This window comes from Bradyrhizobium sp. Arg816, from assembly GCF_029989365.1.
In the GTDB taxonomy this organism is placed as follows: domain Bacteria; phylum Pseudomonadota; class Alphaproteobacteria; order Rhizobiales; family Xanthobacteraceae; genus Bradyrhizobium.
The window spans coordinates 287912-305431 of record NZ_JAPRAQ010000006.1 but is presented as its reverse complement, the minus strand read 5'-3'; the positions used below and the strand labels follow the sequence as shown (position 1 = coordinate 305431).

Sequence of the window (17520 nt, the reverse complement as noted above, 5' to 3'; positions counted from 1 at the left end):
TGCGGAATTCAGGCCCGGCCCGTCGTCTCGGCGTCAGCGCGAAAGCGCAGGCGCCGGCGGCGGGGCGGTGCGTTATTTGCGCAGCCTGCGAGCAGGACCGAATTCCCTTCGTGCAACCTTGGAGCTAGAACATCCTCCGAGTCTGATCGAGCGGAGAGCGTGGCCTGTGGGGCGATTGGCGAAGCGTGCGGTGATCCTGGCGTTGGTTCTGGTCTTGCCGCTGGCGCTCGCGGCATGTTTCGGCAGCGACGGTGATCGCCCATCCCTGATGGAGGGGACCCAGGCGGGAGGGCCGCAGCCGTTTCCCGACAATTTTCGCAGTGACACGCTGGCCTTGATGCGCGCTTACCTCAACAATCCCGTCGGCGTGCGCGAGGCCGCCATGGCCGATCCGGTGCTGCGCGAGATCGGCGGACGGCAGTTCTACGTCGCCTGCCTGCACTTCACGCCACGCGAGACCGACGGCAGCTACAAGGGCGTGCGCGAACGGGCCGCCGTCTTCGTCAACGGGCGGGGCGACCGCATCGTCGATCGCGCCGGCGAACTCTGCGCCGGTGCGGTTTACGCACCCTTTCCGGAACTGGAAAAGATGGCGCGGTAGCGCAAAGCCCGCCTTCATCGGCAGGTGCTAGGACAGGGGCCGCCGGAGCCGCTGGATCACAATTTGGCGAGCTTTGAACGGGGCCGGTTTGCCTTGCGACAGATCGTTACAGCCCGCCTTGCGCAGACGACGAAAACTGTCGGTGCAGGCAGGTGTGACGGAACAAAATCGCGTTGTTGCCACTCCGTCACAGTGACGAACGATCAACGTTCCGGCATCGCCGCGAAGCAACCTAATTCACGCCACGTTGTTTCCTGAGTGTCGAATTTGAAAGAACGGGGATGATCATGAAGACGATTTTGCTGGGCGCAGCAGCCGCTCTGCTTGCGCTGGCCGCACCGGCCGCCGCGGCCGACATGCAGCAACGCCCCTATACCAAGGCGCCCGTCTATACGCCGCCGCAGGTCATCTACAACTGGACCGGTTTCTACATCGGCGGCCATGTCGGCGGTGCGTTCGCCGGTGACAGCAGCTTCCAGTCGAGCGACGCCCGCTTCCTGGGCGGCGTGCAGGGCGGCTTCGACTACCAGTTCGCGCCCAATTGGGTGGTGGGTATCGAGGCCCAGTATTCTTGGCTGCCGACCAACAACAACGGTGTCACGTTCCCGCTGGGGACGCAGGTGACGTCGAACACCGACCAGCTCGGGTCGGTGACCGGCCGCATCGGCTACACTTGGGGACCGGCGCTGGTCTATGCCAAGGGCGGTTACGCTTGGCGCAATGGCGGCCTCGGCGTCAACGTCGCCGGCGTGGCGCAGCCCTTCACCGCCACCGGCAATAACAAGGACGGCTATACTGTCGGTGCCGGCCTCGAATACATGTTCGCACCGAGCTGGTCGGCCAAGGCCGAGTACCAGTACTACAACTTTGGCAGCACGACCTTCACCTCCGGTCCGGCCGACGTCGTCGGCGTTCGGGGCCGGGAGGACGAGCATACCGTCAAGGTCGGTGTGAATTACCGCTTTGGCTGGGGCGGACCGGCAGCCTCGCGCTACTGACGCCCGACAGCGACCACGATCTGACAAGGGCCGGCTCACGCCGGCCTTTCGTTTGCCGGGTCCTTGTTTGCCTAGCTGTTGTTTGCTTTGCGTGAACCATCTGGCGCGTCATTTGCAAGTAAACGGGCTGGCGCGCACGTTCTCACGCGCGTCATGGGACGGGCGTAAAGCAAAAATAATTTTTGCCGCCTACGGAACTCGCGCTCCGGAAGGCGTTATATGAGAATTACCGGGCTGGTGGGACGACGGTCATGCGTATCTTGGTGTCGGCAGTAGTGCTCTCGTGCTTCATCTCCCTGCCGTGCGCTGCACAGACAATCCTCAAATCCGAGCCTCTGATGCTGGCACCCTATGAGGTGGCCTTCGTCAAGGACGCATCCTGCCCATCCGGCAAGGTGCTGAAGGTAACAGGCGCGATCCGCGGCCTGCACCGCCGCAAGGCCTGCGTGGTGCTGGCGGGCGAGCAGGCCTCGCTGGCGACCGCGACCCCCTGAGAGACTTCCTGAGATACCCCTGGGTCCAGATACCTTGGGCTTGCCGCCGAACCTCAGGAATTCAGCTCAAGCTCCATCCTCGACTGCTGCTCGGCCTCGGCCTTGTTCCTGGCGGGGTCCTCGCCTTGGGCGGCCCGGCAGGGCTTGATCTCGTAGTCGTTGTCCAGGACCCGGCGCGGTCCGTGGCGCTCGTCGTCGGTGCTGACATCCACGACGAGACCGCTTTGCTGCGCGAGCTGCCAGACGTCGGCCTCGCTGGGATAGGCCTTGCTGATCTGGGCGTCGTTGCAGAACAGGGCGTAGGGCATTCTTCCCGCTCCCGGAAAGCGCGTTAACGGCTGCACGGGGCAAGGGGTTCCGGGGCGATCACGGGGGCGTGATCGGAGCGGTGGCCCTGAGTCTTTAACGAGTCCTGAATCCCAAAAAAAAGAATCCCTGGGACTCATTTGCCGGAATCAGCGGATGTTTTCCGCCATGACGACCGACCTCAAGACCTGCTGCGGGCACATGCTGCTGCCACTGACGCTGGGATTGCTCAGCGCCTGTGCGGCCAATCTCTGGTTGGTCTGGTCCTGGCTGTAGGTGGCTGATCGACCGCCGGCCTTAGTTTTCGGCTGGCGGGCGGAGAGAGGGGTCACGAATGGCCGCGCGGAGCCTGGTCAGGGTCGCCGCGCAATACTCCTCCCGCTCGCGCTCGAATCGCTCCTGATGCTTGCGGAAACTGGCGATGCGGGCCTGCATCTCGGAGCGGAAGTCGCCGCTTGTCCGTGCTGGCGGGATCATGACGGGCGGGGCGTGCGGGACGACTTGCTGCGGCTTGATCTCGACCGTGAAGGTCTCGACCGCCACGGTCTCGACCGTGACGGTGGCCCCCTCCGGCACGTCCGGTGCAGCCGTCGGTGTCTCCGGCGGATGGAAGTCATCCCTTTTGCCGGTTACCGATTGAACGAAAGCCAATGTCTGCGCGATCAGTGCGTCGCGCTCCCTGATCCACTTCATGGTCCACCTCTGCTGGAGCTATTCCAGCAAAGCTGGCCGGCCGAATCAAGAAGGTGTTCGGCTGGGGATTGCATATTTTTCCCGCCCGCCCGACAGTGGGGAATGGACGTCAATTTAGACCAGTCGGACGAAGCGCAGGGCCTGAGGCTCGTCCGTGCGTTCTTGTCGCTGCCGCCCAACAAGCGGGCGGAGGTGATCGCGTTCGTGGAGGAATTGGCGCGGGCCCAAGACCGACCCGAGGCGGGCGCAGAGGCATCGCCGACGTGAGCGCTATCGCTCGCGCGGGTTGATGTTGGGCTCGAACGGCGCCCCGACCACCCGGACCGGTGTCGGAGCCGTAACGTCGATCGCCGCGCGTTCGGCGACCTGCGTTGCCGGAGCCGGCCCTGGTGCCAGCTCGAACAGCGCAACGGTGCCGGCCACAGCGACACAGCACAGCGTCACAGTCGCCAGCAGAAACATGTTTCGGTTTTCTTCCTTGATCCGCATGGGCCGATAACGGCTGTCGCGGGCGACCGGTTCCGGCCGGTCATGTCCGGGTCGCGCCCTCGAAACGGGCGGAAGCTTACGCGAAGCTTACGTCGACACCTCGAATAGTTATTTTTCCGTAAGACTACTCGGTGGATTTGGCATCAAATTTTAACGTCCGCCGGTTCCAATGCCCGTTGCTGGGATTATGCGTCGGCAGAAGCATTGAGGCGGCTGTGATGAGCTTTTTGAACAATCTGAAAATCGTGTGGAAGGTCGCGCTGATCGTGGCGGTGATGGGATGCGCGATGGTCGCCGTCGCCGCCTTCAGCACGCGCGAACTTTCGGCGACCGTCGACGGGTTTGCCGAACTCTCCGCCGCCCAATCCTCGGCTCTCAACCTCACGCGCGCCCAGCGCCGCGCCGAGACCTATCATGCGGCGCTCTACGCGACCTTCACCGAGACGACCGAGGCGGGCAATGCCGGCCGCCTCAAGACGGCAAACCAGAACCGCAACGAAATTCGTCAATTCCTGGAGGCGGCGGAGCAGGACGATCCGTCGCGTACGAGCCAGATCAAGAGCATCGGGGACCAGTTGAAAGCTGTGTTCGCCAGCTGTGATCCGGTGCTTCAGGCCGGCGCACAGGCAAGCAGCGTGGAAGAGAATGCCAAGGCGGCCGAACGTGCCCACAAGGAGTGCGATCCGGTGATGGATGCGGCCTTCGCACGCATCGCTCAATTCGTGACCGAGACCGCGCAGGCTGTCAGCAAGCGTAAGGAGGCCATCAACCGCGACGCCAGATCCGCGAGCTGGACCGTGATCGGGGTCAGCGCCGGTGGCCTGATCGTCGGCATCGCGATCGCGCTCTTCATCGGCCTCAATGCGATGTCCCGGCCGATCGCCCGCCTCAAGCTCGCCATGGAGGGTCTCGCCCGCAACGATCTCAAGACCGAGGTGCCCGAGAAGGACCGTAGCGACGAAATCGGCGACATGGCCAGGACCGTCGAAGTGTTCAAGACCAACGCGCTCGAGGTCGAACACCTCAAGGCTGCGCAGCTCGAAACCGAGAAGCAGGCCGCCGAGCAGCGCCGCCGTGACATGGTCAACCTGGCCGACGGCTTCGAACGTGCGGTCGGCGAGATCATCGAGACGGTGGGCTCGGCGTCCACCGAGCTCGAAGCGTCGTCCTCGACGCTGGCCACCACCGCGCACCGCGCGCAGGAGCTGACCTCGGTGGTCGCTGTCGCTTCGGGTGAAGCCACGGGCAACGTGCAGTCGGTTGCGACCGCCACGGAGGAGCTGTCGTCCTCGGTCAACGAGATCAGCCGGCAGGTGCAGGAGTCCGCGCGGATGGCGGGCGAGGCCGTCACCCAGGCGCGCACCACGACCGAGCGGGTCAGCGAGCTCTCGATCGCGGCGACGCGGATCGGCGATGTCGTCGAGCTGATCAACACCATTGCCGGCCAGACCAACCTGCTGGCGCTGAACGCCACGATCGAGGCGGCACGTGCCGGCGAGGCCGGCCGCGGCTTCGCGGTCGTCGCCTCCGAGGTGAAGACGCTGGCCGAGCAAACGGCGAAGGCGACCGGCGAGATCAGCCAGCAGATTTCCGGAATCCAGACCGCGACCCAGGAATCCGTCAACGCTATCCGCGACATCTCCGCGACGATCGAGCGGCTGTCGGAGGTGTCGTCGACCATTGCCGCGGCGGTCGAGGAGCAGGGCGCGGCGACCCAGGAGATCTCGCGCAACGTGCAGCAGGCCGCTCACGGCACCCAGCAGGTCTCCACCAACATCACGGACGTGCAGCGCGGTGCGGCCGAGACCGGCTCGGCGTCCTCGCAGGTGCTTTCGACCGCCAAGATGCTGGCTACCGACAGCAACCGGCTGAAGGACGAGGTCGGAAAATTCTTGCGGACCGTGCGCGCGGCGTAAGTTTGCGCGGCGGCACTCGTCCGCCGCGCTCACCGTGCCTAATGCGGAAGCAAAAGGCCGAGCGCGAACACCAAGAGCATGGCCGTCATGACGACGGCCGTCACGGCGCCGGCAACGATTTTGGCCTTCTCTTTGCTGGTGGTCGAGCGCATCGGATGCGCAAGCTACCTGATGTTGAACTCTGATCCAATCCGTGGTCAGTAGCCGCGCAGGCGCGATGCGCGTGGCCAACATCCATTCCCGAAGGTCGCCCAATGAACGAGGACGTCAGCGACGGCTGGACCGCGTCCGCGGCCGCTTGGATCGTCGAGCAGGGGGAAGACGGCGACTACGGTCGCCGCTTCGTCCTGGACGCGCCGATGCGGGCGCGGATCGAAGGGCGCGGCTTTCGCAATGCGCTCGACGTCGGCTGCGGGGAGGGGCGCTTCTGCCGTATCATGCAGTGCGTCGGCATCCGCACCACCGGCCTCGATCCGACCGAAGCGTTGCTTGCGCGCGCCAGGGAGCTGGACCCGACCGGCAACTATCGGCTCGGCCGCGCCGAGACGATGGAGCTCAGTGCGGAATTCGACCTGGTCGTCAGCTATCTCAGCCTGATCGACATGCCCGACCTCGGCGCGGCCATCACGAAGATGGTGGCGGCGCTGCGGCCGGGCGGCACGCTGCTGATCGCCAACCTGACCAGCTTCAACACCGCGGGCCAGCCCGACGGCTGGACGCGGGACGGCGAGGGTATCCCGCGCTTCTCGATCGACCACTACATGGAGGAGCGGCCGATCTGGGTGAGCTGGTGCGGCATCCGGATCCAGAACTGGCATCGTCCGCTCAGCACCTACATGACGCTGTTGCTCGATCACGGCCTTCAGCTGCGTCTGTTCGTCGAGCCGGAGCCCGCAGGCGGCGATCCCGAGAGGAATGCCGTTCATCGCCGCGTACCCTATTTCCACATCATGGAGTGGCAGAAGCCGGCCTGAGGGAAGCGGCTGGCGATTTCGCAGGCGACGCTGCGGCTGTATAGTGGGCCCGCGACGGAATTTTCATGTGAGCCTCGCCCGATGATCACCAATCGTGCACCCGTCCTCGCCCATGAGCGCTTCGTTGCGGACCGCGAGAACTTTGACGGCCTCGATCTCGCCGCGCGGTTCGAGCGGATCGAGCGGACCAACCTGTGGGGCGCCGCCACATCCGTCTCGGGCCTCGGCTCGGAGGACCCGGCGACCGCCGCGATCCGGGAGGAGCTTCCTCCCCTGCTGCGACGGCTCGGGGCGCGCTCGCTGCTCGATGCGCCCTGCGGCGATGCCGGCTGGATCGGCCGCATCAAGTTCGACCTCGACTATACCGGCATCGACGTCGTGCCGTCGCTGATCGAGACCAATCGCCGGCGTGTGGCCGGCGGCGAATTGTCCGGCCGGTTTCTCGTTGCCGACATCACGCGCGATGCGCTGCCGCGCGCGGATGTCATCCTGTGCCGAGACTGCCTGGTTCATTTGAGCTTCGACAATATCGCCCGCGCCGTTGCCCGCTTTGCCGACAGTGGCGCTGGCTTCCTGCTGGTGACAACATTTCCCGAATGGGATGCAAATCGCGATTGCGAGGATGGCGATTGGCGCGCGCTGAACATGGCGAAGGCGCCATTCAACTGGCCCTCGCCGCGCGCGCTGATCAACGAGCGTTGCGAGGAGGGCGGTGGCGGCTGGCGCGACAAGAGCCTCGCCCTATGGCGTCTGGATGAATTGCCCGATCGTGTACGCATGGCCACGGCGATGTGACAGACGCAGGCGGAACTCCATTGCGTCCGCGATCGCACTGGCGATACACTTCAGGTTGTGTGATGCGATCTTTTCACGACGATACCGGAGGACGCCATGAGGCCGAGTTTTGTCGTAGCCGCTCTGTTGATCTGGTGCTCCGCGCCCGCACTGGCGCAGCAGAACGGCGCCGCGCTCTACGCAACCCACTGCGCGCAATGTCACGATGCCGGTGATGCCCAGAGCCGCGCGCCCGCGCGCGGCGCCATGCGGGCGATGTCGTTCGATCACGTGCTGGGGACGCTGACCTCCGGCAGCATGGCCGCGATGGCGAAGGAGCGCAGCGACGACGAGCGTCGCGCGATTGCTGCTTTCGTCACCGGCAAGGCCGCGATCAGCAGCGCGTCTGACGGGCAGGGCGGCTGCACGCAGCAACTCAGCGGCTTTCCGCAACCGCTCGACGGCCCGCGCTGGAACGGGTGGGGCGTCGACCTCAACAACAGCCGCTTCCAGCCGGCCGACATGGCGGGCCTGACCGCGGCGCAGGTGCCGCGCCTGCGGCTGAAATGGGCCTACGCGTTTCCCGGCGCCTCGGTGTCCTTTGCGCCGCCGACGATCATGGGCGGCCTGCTGTTCATCGGCGGCACCGACCGCAAGGTGCATGCGCTCGACGCGCGAACCGGCTGCACGCTGTGGACGTTCGCGATCGATGCGGCGGTGCGCGCTGCGATCACGGTCGCACCGCTTCCCGGTTCCGATCAGTTCGCGATCTTCTTCGGTGATTTGCGTGCCAACGCCTATGCCGTGAACGCGCTAACGGGGGCGTTGATCTGGAAGGCGAAGGTGGAGGAGCATCCGGCCGCGCGCATCACCGGCGCACCGGTGCTGCATTCCGGCGTTCTCTACGTGCCGGTGTCCTCGCTCGAGGAAGCCGCCGGCTCGCAAGCCTCTTACGAATGTTGCACCTTCCGCGGCAGCGTGGTGGCGTTGGACGCCGCGACCGGCAAGCCGGTCTGGCAAGCCTATACGATCCCGGAAGTGCCGCATCCGACCGACAAGAACGCGAAGGGCGTGCAGCTGTTCGGCCCGTCCGGTGCCGCGATCTGGTCGGCGCCGACGATCGATGTGAAGCGCGGCGCGATCTATGTCGCGACCAGCAATTCCTATTCGAATCCGCCATCCGCAACGAGTGACGCGATTCTCGCCTTCGATCTTGCGACGGGAAAGCTGCTCTGGAGCCAGCAGGCCACGCCGAAGGACGCTTATGTCGTGGCGTGCTACGGTGCGGACAAGACCAATTGTCCCGAGGATCACGGACCCGACCACGATTTCGGTCAGTCTCCGATCCTGGTGACCCTGCGCGACGGCAGGCGCGTTCTTGCCATCGCACAGAAATCCGGCGTCGTGCACGCGCTCGATCCCGACGACGGCGGCAAGATCCTGTGGCAGACGCGGATCGGGAAGGGCGGTGCGCTCGGCGGCAGCGAATGGGGCTCGGCGGCCGATCAGGACCGCATCTATGTCGCGAACTCCGATGTGCGTTTCCTGCGTGACGGCACCAGACGTCTCGACTCCACGCAAGGCGGTGGCTTGTTCGGGCTCGATCTCGCCAGCGGGACTGTCGTGATGGAGGTGCCTCCGGTCGCCTGTGGCGATCGTCTTCAATGCAGCCCCGCGCTGTCGGCGGCGGTGAGCCTGATCCCCGGCGTCGTGTTCTCCGGCAGCGTCAGCGGCTTCCTGCGTGCCTATGCCAGCGACGGCAAGCTGATCTGGGAGTTCGACACCGCGCAGGATTACAAGGCCGTCAACGGCGTCCCCGCCCATGGCGGCGCGATCGATGGTCCCGGACCGGTCATCGCCGGCGGCATGCTCTACACCAATTCCGGCTACGGCCAATGGAGCGGCGTCGCCGGCAACGTGCTGCTGGCGTTCGAGGTGGGGACGGACTGAGCGCGAGGCAGGGAGGCGCGATGATCGATGCCAGATGCCGTTGCGGCGCCGTTGCATTGTCGCTCGCGGGGCCATCCCGCGCGGTCGTTGCTTGTCACTGCATGGACTGCCAGCGCCGAACCGGTGCGCCGTTCGGCGTCGGTGCCTTCTACGCGGCTGAGGCCGTCACGATCTCGGGGACCCCAAGCGAATACGTTCGCAAGGCCGCGAGCGGCGGCAACGTCCGCAGCTATTTTTGCACCAATTGCGGTTCGACAGTCTGCTGGAAGGCGGACAACCTGCCAGGGATGATTGGCGTTGCCGTCGGCGCGATGGCGGACCCGAATTTCCCGGCTCCGCTAAGATCGGTTTTCGAGCAGTCGAAACATGCCTGGGTCGAAATCAATGGTGCGGAGCACTTCCAGCAAAGCAGTGCGCCGAAGAATGCAAGCTGAAGCTTCCGCCTCAAGCGCTGGTGCCGGCTGAGGGGATTGAACCCCCGACCTTCGGTTTACAAAACCGCTGCTCTACCGCTGAGCTAAGCCGGCCACGCTCATGAAGCTGGGCGGGGACCGGCATGTGCTGGAGCCGTCCGCCCGTGGGCGCCGCAATATCAGACTTGGTTGGAAAGTGCCAGAACCAGAGGGTTGCGTTTCGCCGGCATGAAACAGGCGGCCCGTAGGGCGGCCTGAAACCATTCAACCCGATGGAAGAAGGCCTTATTGGCAGATGTGCTGGAGGCCGTCCGCGCCCTTGTACCAGGTCCCGGGCCGGCAAACGATGCCGTTGCGGGCCGCGTAGGTATCCCAATTGCCGTACCAGCCCATTTCGCCGCGGCCGCCGTTATATCCGCCGGAATTGTCATAGGCGTAGGAATTGTCCCAGCCGCCGAATGGCGCGGATGCGACAGCTGCCGCGGTCCCGACGGCCGCGCCAGCAACTGCGCCTGCAGTGTCGACCGGCCAGAAGCCCGATCGAGTTCCGTCATTCGGATTCACTTGGCCGCGGGCCATGTGCCGGCGCCGATAGGCGCGATCGGTGGTGGGATTTGCGGGGCCGAGATTCTGGCAATTGGGATCCTGGAAGAGCCCCGTGCAGCGGCCCGAATTGTCGAGGGTCGTTTGCGCGAAGGCCGGTGTTGCCAGCGTGGACGCGACGATCGCGGCTAGGCCAAGAAGCTTCAGGCTCGTCATGGCATTTTCTCCATGTTGTTGAGACCTGTGCTAAGCGCGCCATCCTACAGTCGTTCCGCGGATTCTCGCACGTGGGGTCACATCGACGTGAGCCCGCCCAGGATGTGCAGCTTGCGCCACGCAACCTCGTGCGATCCGCCATGTGCGGCGGGTTTGCGTCCCGTTAACGCTTCGCTAGCGCAGCTTGCGGCATTTGAGCCGCTGTCGACCCTCGCACGTTAGGCTTACCGGAAATTGGTGAGGGGGCCTTAACCCTCTCCGCGTGGCGATCGGATAGGTTGAGCGTCGGATAAACCGGGATCCTTCCATGCGCGCTCTCGCGCTCGCCGCCATTCTGATCGGATTGCCCGCGACGGCGTTTGCCGGCGGCGGCTTCGACATCGTCGTGCCCGGCCGCCCGGGCGTGCCCATCATCATCGACAACATCGACGCGTCCTACAGCGTGGTCGAGGGTGTCTGGGGCCTCGGCAAGAACGTCCAGGTGCAGCCGACGATCTATGGCGGGCGCTATATCGCCGAGCGGCAGCCCGAGGATGTCGGCCATTATTATCCGACCATGGGCCTGCGGCCCGGCTACGGCCGGCTCGAGGTCGAGCCGCCCGCCAACCGCAAATTGCCAAAGCCCGCCGAGAGCTATCACCAGAGCTGGGGTGTGGAATCGGCGCCGCTGCCGCCGCAGATGGACGTGCCCGTCAATCCGCCGCCGGTGATCTTTGCGCCTGAGATCAATGACCGTCCGCGGCGTCCTCGGCCGCGGCCGCATGCAGAGGCGCCCGGAAGGCCGCCGACTTAAGAAACGTCAAAATCCAAGAAAAAATCCAAGATCAAAAATCCAAGATACGAAAATCAACAGGAGAGAGTAATGCGTCAAATGATTTCGGGACTGGTTGCGGCGGCTGCCGTGATGTTCGTCGCCACCGCGCCCGCCGCGGCTTGCGGCTTCAGCACGTGCGCACCGGTTGCGCCGGTTTACTCCGGCTGCAACACCGGTTGCGGCGGCTATGGGTACGGCTACGGCGCCTATGAGCGTCTCGCCGAGCCGACCACGCAGTATTATTACGTCAACCAGGGCCCGACCTATACCGGCCCGGGCGCCTTCGCGCCGTATCCGACCTATCGTGAGGACGCGGTCGTTGCGCCCGCCAATTACGGCTACGGCTATGGCTACCGTGCTGCCGCCGTCGAAGCGCCGGCGGCCTATCCCTATCGCCGCCCGTACTACCGTCCGTATCGCTACGGCTATGGCCCGCGCTACGGCTATCTCCCGCGTACGCACTACGGCTACGCTCAGCGCTACGGCTACGCCCATCGCCGCGCACCGGCGCCGTACTATTACGGCGGCCATCGCGTACTGCGCCGCTATTACTGATCTCTGATCGGTTGAGCCAACGAAACGCCCGTCCGTGTGATGCGGACGGGCGTTTTGTTTTCTTCACCTCGCCCCGCTTGCGGGGAGAGGTCGGATTGCGCAGCAATCCGGGTGAGGGGGACTCTCCGCGAGTCCAACTGTCACCGTGATTGCGGAGGCGACCCCTCACCCCAACCCTCTCCCCGTAAGAACGGGGCGAGGGAGCAGAACGCCGTTGCGTCAGCAGCTACCGCTTCATCAGCCCGAGACGGCTCGCGCCGACGTAGAGCGAGAGCACGGCGGCGTTGGAGACGTTGAGGCTCTTGATCTCGCCGGGCATGTCGAGCCGCGCCACGACGCTGCATGTCTCGCGGGTCAATTGCCGCAGGCCCTTGCCTTCGGCACCAAGCACCAGCGCGAGCGGCTCGCGCAGCGTGACGTTCGAGAGGTCCTCGCTGCCTTCGCTGTCCAGTCCAACGGTCTGGAAGCCGCGCTCATTCAACGCGGTCAGCGCTCGGGCGAGGTTCTGCACGGTCACCATTGGCACCAGCTCGAGAGCACCGGAGGCGGCCTTGGCCAGCACGCCGGTTGCCTCGGGGCTGTGGCGCGCCGTGGTGACGATCGCCTTCACCGCGAACGCCGCGGCGGAGCGCAGGATGGCGCCGACGTTGTGCGGATCGGTGATCTGGTCGAGCACCAGCACCATGCCTTCCTGCTCCAGGGTCTCAATGTCGGGCGAGGGCAGGGCGTCGGCCTCGGCGAGCAGGCCCTGGTGCACGGCGTCGGGCGACAGCAGGCGGTCGATCTCCTGGGGCCGGACGATCTCGGGCGTGACGCGGGTCGCGATGTTTTCGTCCGCAAGCCGCTTTGCGGCGTTCTCGGTCAGCGTCAGCTTGCGGATCTGCCGCTGAGGGTTGGCGAGCGCCATGGTCACGGTGTGCCAGCCGTAGAGGATGACCGGTCCGCCGGACTGCGAATCGCGGTCGCGCCAGGCCGGCCGACCGGCTGATTTTCCGGGCCTGTTGAAGGGCTTAGCTCCGGCGCGGGGGCCCCTTGGGGTGAATTTTCGATCCTTCATGGGCTCGCTTGTGTCACGGGTCCCGGAATATGGCAATTTGGGTGGCTTCGGGGGCGATTTTAGCTGTTCGCCTCGGTTGACTTTGCCCCACCGCATCGCCCATAAACGCGCCCGGTCGCGCCCCCATCCGGGCTGTCGCGGCCTTCACGTTCCATGGCCGTCTTCGGTCGCCGGCAAGGTCCGGCCCGATTGTGCTGCCGTCGAGCGGGGGAGTGTCCCGAGTGGCAAAGGGAGCTGACTGTAAATCAGCCGCCTCATGGCTTCGCAGGTTCGAGTCCTGCCTCCCCCACCATCCTGCTTCGCGCTGACGCGCTTCGCAGGATTTGCGGCCCTTCACTGCGCGAAGCAGGATGCCCTCCGAAGCCTCGGCGAAGGAGGGCGGCTCCATGCACTACGTCTATCTTCTGGAGAGCGACGCTTTCGGCGGTCAGCGCTATATTGGCCTGACGGCGAACCTCAAGAAACGGCTAGCGGATCATAACGCGGGCAAGTCTCCGCATACCTCCAAATACATGCCTTGGAGGCTGGTTACCTATGTGGCCTTCTCAGATATCGAGAAGGCGAGAGCCTTCGAAGGCTATTTGAAGTCGGGTTCGGGCCACGCCTTCGCGAAGAAGAGATTCTGGTGAGCGAAAGCGAAAACGGACTATCGCATCACCCCATCATCTCCCTGACCATCGGCACCACTTTCCGCCCGTAAAGCTCGATGCTCTTCATCAGCTTCTCGTGCGGCAAAGGCCCCGCCGAATATTTCAGCTGGAAGCGCGAAATGCCGAGCGCCTTTGCGGTCTTGGCGATCTTGCGCGCGACGGTTTCCGGCGAGCCGACATAGAGCGAGCCGTGCTCGGCTTCGCTGACGAACTCGTCGCGGCCCATCGGCGGCCAGCCGCGCTCCTTGCCGATGCGGTCGCGCATCGCCTTGTAGTCGGGCCACAGTTCTTCGCGCGCCTGTTCGTCCGTCTCGGCGATGTAGCCAGGCGAGTGCACGCCGATCGGCTGTGCCGGGCGGCCGAACTCCTTGAAGGCGCGGTGATAGAGATCGACGTAAGGCGCAAAGCGCGCGGGATCGCCGCCGATGATCGCGAGCATCAGGGGCAGGTCGTAGTGTGCGGCGCGCACCACCGATTGCGGGCTGCCGCCGACGCCGATCCAGGTCTTAAGCCGGCCATTTTCGACCGGCGGATAGACCAGCTGCTCCTTCAGCGGCGGCCGCAGCTTGCCCTCCCAGGTCACCGGCTGCTGCGACAAGAGTGCCGTGAACAGATCGAGCTTCTCCTCGAACAGCGCCTCGTAAGCGCGCAGGTCGAAGCCGAACAGCGGAAAGGATTCGGTGAAGGAGCCGCGGCCGAGGATGACCTCGGCGCGGCCGTTGGAGAGCGCATCGAGCGTGGCAAAGCGCTGGAACACGCGGATCGGATCGTCCGAGCTCAGCACCGTCACGGCCGAGCCGAGATGGATGCGCCTGGTGCGCGACGCGATCGCGGCGAGCACGGTCTCGGGCGAGGAGATCGCAAAATCAGATCGGTGATGCTCGCCGAGGCCGATGAAGTCGATGCCGAGCTCGTCGGCCAGCACGGCTTCGTCGACGACATTGCGGATCACCTGCGCGTGCGCGAGCATCTTGCCTGTGCCGTCCTTGGTGACGTCGCCAAAAGTATCCAGTCCGAATTGAAGCGGTGAGGTCATCGATCAGGTCTCTGAGGGGGGGGGCGCGAGCGGCGCCCGCATGTGGGAAATTGTTTGCTGTGCAGCTAGGGCGCGGAGGCCGCTTCGACAATGCTGCTCCGGGAAAGGCTGGGTTTCCGGTTTTTCACCGCACCGGCGGATCAATCGGAGCTGGCGAACATCTCGACCAGGGTCTCGCGCAGCCAGCGCTGCGCCGGCACGGTGTCGTTGCGCTGGTGCCAGAACAGGCTGACGATGCGCGGCGGTGCCTTGAGTGGCAGCGGCATGGCGTGCAGGAACGGCGCGTGCCGGGATTGCGAGCGCAGATCGCTCGGCAGCACGGCGATCAGGTCGGACTGGCGCACGACCTCGTAGGCGGCGCTGTAATGATTGACGGTCGCGACCAGATTGCGCGACAGCCCGCGCGAGGCGAGGAAAAGATCGTAGGACGGCAAGGTCTTGCCGGCGAGGCTCACGTCCACGTGCCCCGCGTTGAGGAAGCTGCGCGTGCTCAGCCGCTTCATCGCCGCGAGCGGATGGCCGCGCCGCATGAAGCAGGCGTAGTCGACGGTCCACAGCGAGCGCGAGCGAATGGCGGCCGGCTGTTGCGCCTCGTTGACATAGACGCTCAGCACGCAATCGACCCTGTTGTCCTCGAGCTGATCGGCGATCTCCAAAATGGTGTTGGGCACGGTGTGGATGCGCGCCTTGGGTGCGACCTTGCCGAGATGACCGAGGAGGTTCGGCATCACCAGCGAGGCGACGTAGTCCGACATCGACAGGCTGAACTCGGTCTGCGCGCGGGCGGGATCGAACACCTGCTCGTCGAGCGCGCCACGGACGCTTTCCAGCGCCTCGCCGATCGGCTCCCACAGCACCACGGCGCGCTGGGTCGGACGAATCCCGGTGCCTGATCGGACGAACAGGGGGTCGCCGAGCGCGTCGCGCAGGCGCGCGAGCGCGTTGCTGACCGCGGGCTGCGTCATCGTCAGCGCGCTCGCCGCGCGGGTAACGCTGCCTTCGGTCATCAGCGCCTCGAAGACTTTCAGGAGGTTGAGGTCGAGCGCGCGGAACGACACGAACATTCACCATGGTGATATATTAGATCATGATTATAAATTATGACGATAATCTCACTTTGTCTATGGTTCCCCAAGGGACACGCGGAGCGCCGGGCCGCCTAGACTGAGGGACTTTCATGTCGATGATCTCGGCGCGCATCGAGCGCCTTCCATTCGCGCGTTTCCACACGCATCTGCTGTTGATGGGCGGGCTCGGCTACGCATTCGACGCGATGGACGCGGCGGTGCTGGCCTTCATCCTGCCGGTGCTGCGCACGGCGTGGAATCTGTCGAGCGTCCAGATCGGCGTGCTCGGCAGCAGCACCTATATCGGCTTCCTGTTCGGCGCGTTGTTCGCCGGTACGCTCGGTGACCTGATCGGGCGCCGCGCGGTGATGATGTCGGCGCTGGCGCTTTACTGCGCGGCATCGATCGTGAGTGCGATGGTCGATACCTGGCCGTCCTTCTTTGCCGCCCGCGTTGTCGCGGGCATGGGGACCGGCGCGGAGAGCGCGATCATCGCGCCCTATCTCGCGGAGTTCGTCGCGCGGCGTTATCGCGGCAGCTTTACCGGCGCACTCGCCGGCTTCTTCTCCTTCGGCTTCGTCGCCGCAGCCTTGCTCGGCTACTTCATCGTTCCCGCCTACGAGAACGGCTGGCGCATCGTGCTGGTGATCACAGCGGTGCCGGTCGTCATGCTGCTGTGGTGGCGCCGGGCGCTGCCGGAATCGCCGCGCTGGCTCGAAAGCCGGGGACGGGAGAAGGAAGCCGAAGCCGTCCTCGACAGGATCGAGGCAGGCTTTGCACGCGCGGGCCATGTCCTGCCGCAGCCGGTCGTCGAAGCGACGGCGCCGGCCGGAGCTACCGGAACGCTGCTCGCCAATTTCGCGGCGCTGCTCGCCGGCCGCCAGGCGCGCATCACCATCATGACCTGGATCATGTGGCTGGCGATCACCTTCAGCTATTATTCCTTCTTCGTCTGGATCCCCGGCCTGCTGGTCCAGAATGGGATGAGCATTACCAAGAGCTTCGCCTATTCGATCGCGATCTATTGCGCGCAGATCCCCGGCTATTTCAGCGCCGCGTATTTCAACGAGCGCATCGGCCGGCAGGCGACGATCGCGACCTACATGGTGCTCGGCGGCGCCAGCGCGCTCGGGCTCGCCTTCGCGCAAAGCGACCAGCAGATCATGGCGGCGGGAATCTTCCTGTCCCTGTTCATGAACGGCACCTATGCGGGCGTCTATGCCTATACCGCCGAAGTATTCCCGACGCCCGTCAGGACCACGGGTGCCGGGCTCGCCTCCGCAATCGGTCGCATCGGCGCGATCGTCTCGCCGATCCTGGTCGGCTATCTCTATCCGAATTTCGGCTTTGCCGGCGTATTCGGGGTCACCACCACTGTCCTGCTGCTCGGGGCAGTCACCGTCGTGCTGATGGGCGTGCCGACGCGCGGCCGCTCGCTGGAAGAGATCGCGGCGGGTGAAGTTGCATGACGCGGACGAAGGTTACCGCTGATCCCTTGCTCTGCGCCGTGGCGGCGGCGCAGGGCAGGGCGGATCAGCCGGATGCGCTGTTCGCGGCACTCGACGAAGCCGTGAAGTCGGCGATCGGGCACAAGCTGTTCACGATCCTGACCTACGACGGCGACAGCGGCGAAGCCGCGCGAGTCTATTCCAATCTTCCCGGTCCGTATCCGACCGGCGGACGCAAGCGCCTCGCGCCGGGCCCGTGGACCGAGGCCGTGCTCGACCGCGGCGAGGCCTATATCGGCCGAACGCCGGATGATCTGCGCAAGGTGTTCTCCGACCACGAGCTGATCGCCTCGCTCGGCTGCGCGAGCGTGCTCAACATGCCCGTGCGCTGGCGCGGCCGTACACTCGGCTCGCTCAATCTGCTTCACGAGGCGGGCTGGTACGGCGAGGACGATGTCGCCGCGTGCCTTCCCTTTGCCCAGCTCACCTTGCCGGCGCTGCTTGCGCCGGCCGACTTCTGACAGGA

General features: G+C 65.2%; 21 protein-coding genes and 2 tRNA genes. 15 read left to right on the top strand and 8 right to left on the bottom strand.

All coding sequences use genetic code 11. The features are described 5' to 3' along the window. Positions 1-166: 166 nt before the first annotated feature. The 3 genes from OWC48_RS17725 to OWC48_RS46920 all read left to right on the top strand — a co-directional run bounded on the left by OWC48_RS17725 (position 167) and on the right by OWC48_RS46920 (position 2093). Entirely contained in the window at positions 167-601 is a 435-nt protein-coding gene (locus OWC48_RS17725) for a hypothetical protein (RefSeq protein ID WP_282521118.1), read from the top strand. 287 nt (positions 602-888) lie between these two features. Beyond that, positions 889-1599 (top strand): outer membrane protein, encoded by a 711-nt coding sequence (locus OWC48_RS17720; protein WP_282521117.1) that lies wholly within the window; start codon positions 889-891, stop codon positions 1597-1599. A 251-nt stretch (positions 1600-1850) separates the two neighbouring features. Further along, positions 1851-2093: a DUF6719 family protein gene (locus OWC48_RS46920; protein WP_247437036.1), complete on the top strand. Its 243-nt coding sequence runs from the start codon at positions 1851-1853 to the stop codon at positions 2091-2093. Between the two features lie 53 nt (positions 2094-2146). Here OWC48_RS46920 and OWC48_RS17710 read toward each other — a convergent pair whose 3' ends face one another. Next, a complete protein-coding gene (locus OWC48_RS17710) occupies positions 2147-2401 on the bottom strand; it encodes a hypothetical protein (protein WP_282521116.1) in 255 nt (84 codons plus the stop codon). A 295-nt stretch (positions 2402-2696) separates the two neighbouring features. Continuing rightward, entirely contained in the window at positions 2697-3092 is a 396-nt protein-coding gene (locus tag OWC48_RS17705) for a hypothetical protein (RefSeq protein WP_282521115.1), read from the bottom strand. 102 nt (positions 3093-3194) lie between these two features. Here OWC48_RS17705 and OWC48_RS17700 point away from each other — a divergent pair, with 102 nt between their 5' ends. After that, the gene (locus tag OWC48_RS17700; RefSeq protein WP_282521114.1) at positions 3195-3359 is read left to right on the top strand and encodes a hypothetical protein; all 165 of its coding nucleotides are present in this window, start codon (positions 3195-3197) and stop codon (positions 3357-3359) included. A 3-nt stretch (positions 3360-3362) separates the two neighbouring features. On the opposite strand, the gene OWC48_RS17695 is transcribed toward OWC48_RS17700, so the two are convergent. Beyond that, on the bottom strand, positions 3363-3554 hold the full coding sequence (locus tag OWC48_RS17695) for a hypothetical protein (RefSeq protein WP_028154790.1): 192 nt from the start codon (positions 3552-3554) through the stop codon (positions 3363-3365). 245 nt (positions 3555-3799) lie between these two features. Here OWC48_RS17695 and OWC48_RS17690 point away from each other — a divergent pair, with 245 nt between their 5' ends. The 5 genes from OWC48_RS17690 to OWC48_RS17670 all read left to right on the top strand — a co-directional run bounded on the left by OWC48_RS17690 (position 3800) and on the right by OWC48_RS17670 (position 9629). Then, positions 3800-5497: a methyl-accepting chemotaxis protein gene (locus OWC48_RS17690; RefSeq protein WP_282521113.1), complete on the top strand. Its 1698-nt coding sequence runs from the start codon at positions 3800-3802 to the stop codon at positions 5495-5497. Positions 5498-5751: 254 nt separating this feature from the next. Then, positions 5752-6471, top strand: a complete 720-nt coding sequence (locus tag OWC48_RS17685) for a trans-aconitate 2-methyltransferase (RefSeq protein WP_282521112.1) — start codon at positions 5752-5754, stop codon at positions 6469-6471. Between the two features lie 81 nt (positions 6472-6552). Continuing rightward, positions 6553-7266: a class I SAM-dependent methyltransferase gene (locus OWC48_RS17680; protein ID WP_282521111.1), complete on the top strand. Its 714-nt coding sequence runs from the start codon at positions 6553-6555 to the stop codon at positions 7264-7266. 96 nt (positions 7267-7362) lie between these two features. After that, positions 7363-9195, top strand: a complete 1833-nt coding sequence (locus tag OWC48_RS17675) for a PQQ-binding-like beta-propeller repeat protein (protein WP_282521110.1) — start codon at positions 7363-7365, stop codon at positions 9193-9195. Between the two features lie 20 nt (positions 9196-9215). Then, entirely contained in the window at positions 9216-9629 is a 414-nt protein-coding gene (locus OWC48_RS17670; protein ID WP_282521109.1) for a GFA family protein, read from the top strand. Between the two features lie 18 nt (positions 9630-9647). On the opposite strand, the gene OWC48_RS17665 is transcribed toward OWC48_RS17670, so the two are convergent. Both OWC48_RS17665 and OWC48_RS17660 read right to left on the bottom strand, forming a co-directional pair. Beyond that, positions 9648-9722 (bottom strand) — tRNA-Thr (locus OWC48_RS17665). 171 nt (positions 9723-9893) lie between these two features. Further along, positions 9894-10367, bottom strand: a complete 474-nt coding sequence (locus OWC48_RS17660; protein WP_282521108.1) for a hypothetical protein — start codon at positions 10365-10367, stop codon at positions 9894-9896. A 307-nt stretch (positions 10368-10674) separates the two neighbouring features. Between OWC48_RS17660 and OWC48_RS17655 the strand changes: the two genes are divergently transcribed. Both OWC48_RS17655 and OWC48_RS17650 read left to right on the top strand, forming a co-directional pair. Next, on the top strand, positions 10675-11160 hold the full coding sequence (locus tag OWC48_RS17655; RefSeq protein ID WP_282521107.1) for a hypothetical protein: 486 nt from the start codon (positions 10675-10677) through the stop codon (positions 11158-11160). A gap of 69 nt (positions 11161-11229) precedes the next feature. Further along, on the top strand, positions 11230-11736 hold the full coding sequence (locus OWC48_RS17650; protein ID WP_282521106.1) for a hypothetical protein: 507 nt from the start codon (positions 11230-11232) through the stop codon (positions 11734-11736). A 226-nt stretch (positions 11737-11962) separates the two neighbouring features. Here OWC48_RS17650 and rlmB read toward each other — a convergent pair whose 3' ends face one another. Then, a complete protein-coding gene (rlmB, locus tag OWC48_RS17645) occupies positions 11963-12793 on the bottom strand; it encodes a 23S rRNA (guanosine(2251)-2'-O)-methyltransferase RlmB (protein ID WP_282521105.1) in 831 nt (276 codons plus the stop codon). Between the two features lie 206 nt (positions 12794-12999). Here rlmB and OWC48_RS17640 point away from each other — a divergent pair. After that, a tRNA-Tyr gene (locus OWC48_RS17640) sits at positions 13000-13085 on the top strand. Between the two features lie 94 nt (positions 13086-13179). Further along, complete coding sequence (locus OWC48_RS17635) at positions 13180-13422, top strand: GIY-YIG nuclease family protein (RefSeq protein ID WP_282521104.1); 243 nt, start codon at positions 13180-13182, stop codon at positions 13420-13422. 25 nt (positions 13423-13447) lie between these two features. On the opposite strand, the gene OWC48_RS17630 is transcribed toward OWC48_RS17635, so the two are convergent. Together OWC48_RS17630 and OWC48_RS17625 are read right to left on the bottom strand one after the other, a co-directional pair. After that, positions 13448-14479, bottom strand: coding sequence for an LLM class flavin-dependent oxidoreductase (locus tag OWC48_RS17630; RefSeq protein ID WP_282521103.1), 1032 nt, complete (start codon positions 14477-14479; stop codon positions 13448-13450). Between the two features lie 140 nt (positions 14480-14619). Further along, positions 14620-15543, bottom strand: coding sequence for a LysR family transcriptional regulator (locus tag OWC48_RS17625; protein WP_282521102.1), 924 nt, complete (start codon positions 15541-15543; stop codon positions 14620-14622). A 113-nt stretch (positions 15544-15656) separates the two neighbouring features. On the opposite strand from OWC48_RS17625, the gene OWC48_RS17620 reads away from it, so the two are divergent. Together OWC48_RS17620 and OWC48_RS17615 are read left to right on the top strand one after the other, a co-directional pair. Then, complete coding sequence (locus tag OWC48_RS17620; RefSeq protein ID WP_282521101.1) at positions 15657-17015, top strand: MFS transporter; 1359 nt, start codon at positions 15657-15659, stop codon at positions 17013-17015. Further along, positions 17012-17515 (top strand): GAF domain-containing protein, encoded by a 504-nt coding sequence (locus OWC48_RS17615; RefSeq protein WP_282521100.1) that lies wholly within the window; start codon positions 17012-17014, stop codon positions 17513-17515. Before OWC48_RS17620 ends, OWC48_RS17615 begins: the two co-directional genes overlap by 4 nt. Positions 17516-17520 lie beyond the last annotated feature (5 nt).